The following is a 3,075-nucleotide window of genomic DNA, read 5'->3' on the forward strand; positions in this document are numbered from 1 at the left end:
AAGCCTGAGTTACGGGAGTCTCCTCCTGCTGCATAAATCACGCTAAGCATTCTGCTGAACTGGCCACCTGCGGTGGCCACCTCTTATCCGGCTGCGCCGGACTTTCTCCACTGGAAAGCGTCTCACGTGATTTTCAGGTCGCTATCGCTCCCCTACAAATCACGTTCGCTTGCCACCCTATTCAGGGGACAGAATAGGGCCTCTCTACGCTTCCCTGTCGTGTCATATGTGGCACACTGCCCAGCGTCCATAGTGCCCCCTCGAAGAGGGGGAAAGGTGGTGCCGACAGGCACCAAAGGGGGAACTGCCGGAATGGAAAAAGCACTTATGTCTCATCTCTCCAGGTACCATTCTGCTGAATTGGACGCTGACATCGGTCAGCCGACTAAAAGGAAGGCCTCTTATTGGGCAGGCTAGAGGCCAACTTCGGCTGACTTGGAGGTCCTATGCAGGACCTCCACAGCCACCCCTATCCGGCTGCGCCGGACTTCCCCCTATTCAGGGGACAGAATAGGCCTCTCTGCTTTTTCCTTTTGTGTCATATGTGGTACATTGCCCAGCGCCCATAGTGCCCCCGCTTTAGCGGGGGAAAGGTGGTGCCGATAGGCACCAAAGGGGGAACTGCCGGAACGGGAAAAACTTATGACACATCTCTCCAGGTACCATTCTGCTGAATTGGACGCTGACGCGTCCACCCCTTATCCGGCTGCGCCGGACTTTCCCCTATTCAGGGGACAGAATAGGACTCTCTATACTTGTCCTCTCCTCATAAGTTGCGCTATGTATAAAGCGGGTTGTTGTCCACTGTGCACATCCTGCATAGGATGTGCAAGTCGGGCAAAGTAAGGCGCCTAGCCTGCCCATTAAGGCGCTTTCCTTTGACTTGGCTGACCGTGCACGCGGTCCCCCTCCGCCCCGGTGGGAAGCGTCTCACTTGGTTCTCAGGTCGCTTTGCTCCCCTACATCCACTGCTGTCACTGACTCACTGGATTTTCGGGTCGCTCTGCTCCCCTACAAATCCAGTTCGCTAGTGCGACTCAAGTTCGCTTGCCACCCCTATTCAGGGGGCAGAATAAAGCCTCTCTGCGCTTCTTATTTCTTCAAATAAAAAAACTCCCTTCCCTGGGGGAAAGGAGTTTTTCAGCTGACATTATTTAATGTCGTACATGCCGCTGATACCTTCTTTGAGGTTGATGTAGATGTTCTTCATCTGGCTGTAGTGTTCGAGCATGACTTTATGGGTTTCTCTGCCGATGCCGGACTGTTTGTAGCCGCCGAAGGGAGCGCCTGCGGGGAGGTCGTTGTAGGTGTTGACCCACATGCGGCCGGTGCGTACGCCGCGGGCTACTTTGAGGGCGGTATTGATGTTCTTTGTGAAGACTGCGCCGCCAAGGCCGTATACGCTGTCGTTGGCCAGGGTGATGACTTCATCGGCGGTCTTGAATTTCTGTACCACCACCACCGGTCCGAAGATTTCTTCCTGGCATACGCGGTCGCTGTTCTTGTCGGTGACAAGGATGGTTGGTTTCATGAAGAAGCCTTTGTCGCAGCCGTTTTCGGTGTATCTTTCGCCGCCGGTGATGAGCTGGCAGCCTTCGTCAAGGCCGATCTGTACGTATTTCAGTACTTTGTCCTGCTGGGATTTGTAGATCTGGGCACCCAGCTGGGTTGTCGGGTCCGTGGGGTCGCCGATCTTTACATTTTCAAAGGTAGCTTTCAGGTGTTTGATGAATTCGTCGAAGATGCCTTCCTGTACGAAGAGGCGGGAGCCTGCGCAGCATACCTGGCCCTGGTTGAAGAGGATGCCTTTGCATGCGCCGTCTACGGCCTGGGCAAGGTCTGCGTCGTCGAATACGATGTTGGCAGATTTGCCGCCCAGTTCGAGGGTGACGGGGATAAGTTTGTCGCAGGCAGCCTGGTATACGCCGTGGCCTACTTCGGTGGAGCCGGTGAATGCCAGTTTGTCCAGGTCCGGGTGGTCAAGGAGCCACTGGCCGGATTTGGAGCCTTTGCCGGTGATGACGTTCAGCACGCCTTTCGGGAGGACGTCCTGGATGAGGCGGGTGAGTTCCATAAGGGAGAGGGATGTATGGGAGGACGGTTTAATGACGATGGTATTTCCTGCTGCCAGGGCGGGAGCCAGTTTCCAGCATGCCATGGTGAAGGGGAAGTTCCAGGGGATGACCTGTCCTACCACGCCTACCGGTTCATGGAGAATGAGGGAGAGTGTGTTGTCGTCCAGCATGGTGGCAGAGCCTTCCCATGCGCGCAGGCAGCCTGCGAAGTAGCGGAAATGGTCGCTGCCCAGGGGAATGTCGGCAGCCTTGGTTTCACGGATGGGCTTGCCGTTGTCCAGTGTTTCCACCAGTGCCAGGTGGTCTGCATTGGCGTCGATAATATCTGCGATTTTCAGCAGGATGTTCTGTCTTTCAATGGGAGAGGTCTTGGACCAGGCGGGGAGGGCTGCTCTGGCAGCTTTCACTGCGCTGTCCACGTCTTCTTTGGTTGCTTCTGCGAAATAAGCCAAGTGCTCGCCGTTTGCCGGATTGTGGGCGTCAAAGGTAGCGCCGTCAGAAGCGGGAACGAATTCGCCGTTAATGAAGAGACCATACTGTTCCTGAATGTCTGCTTTTGCCATAATAATACCTTCCTTTCAATCACTTGCGGGGATAATCCCCTGTATGAGATGCTCCGCTGAAGTTTATACGATATCCGGTGGTTCAGCGGGATGTTTCTTTCAGCTGCGAAAAGAAATACAACCTTTCATACTGTTCGATGGTCACTTTCTTCTGCATGAGTGCTGTAGTCATAGTATATCATGGGATAGGGGAATATTCAATAGTCTCGATAAGCATGGCTGAGGTTTTTCTATGCGGGAAATAGGGTTCAGCTCTTATATTTATTGTCCCACCGCTTGCGGGGCGAAGGTGGTGGCGTCATCCACCAAAAGGGGAACCGCCGGAATGGAAAAAGCACTTATGTCTCATCTCTCCAGGTACCATTCTGCTGAATTGGCCGCTGCCGCGGCCACCCCCTATCCGGCTGCGCCGGACTTCCCCCTATTCAGGGGGCAGA

1 protein-coding gene is annotated in these 3,075 nt (G+C 54.6%); it reads right to left on the minus strand.

Annotated features, from left to right (window positions below):
• Positions 1-1,150 precede the first annotated feature (1,150 nt).
• On the minus strand, positions 1,151-2,638 hold the full coding sequence (locus tag Q0482_RS04145; RefSeq protein ID WP_299143737.1) for an aldehyde dehydrogenase family protein: 1,488 nt from the start codon (positions 2,636-2,638) through the stop codon (positions 1,151-1,153).
• Between the last annotated feature and the right edge of the window lie 437 nt (positions 2,639-3,075).

Source organism: uncultured Dialister sp., from assembly GCF_937959425.1.
In the GTDB taxonomy this organism is placed as follows: domain Bacteria; phylum Bacillota; class Negativicutes; order Veillonellales; family Dialisteraceae; genus Dialister.

Excerpts from the sequence above, each read along its gene's own strand:
- Q0482_RS04145 (WP_299143737.1), bottom strand. The coding sequence starts at position 2,638 with ATGGCAAAAGCAGACATTCAGGAACAGTATGGTCTCTTCATTAACGGC.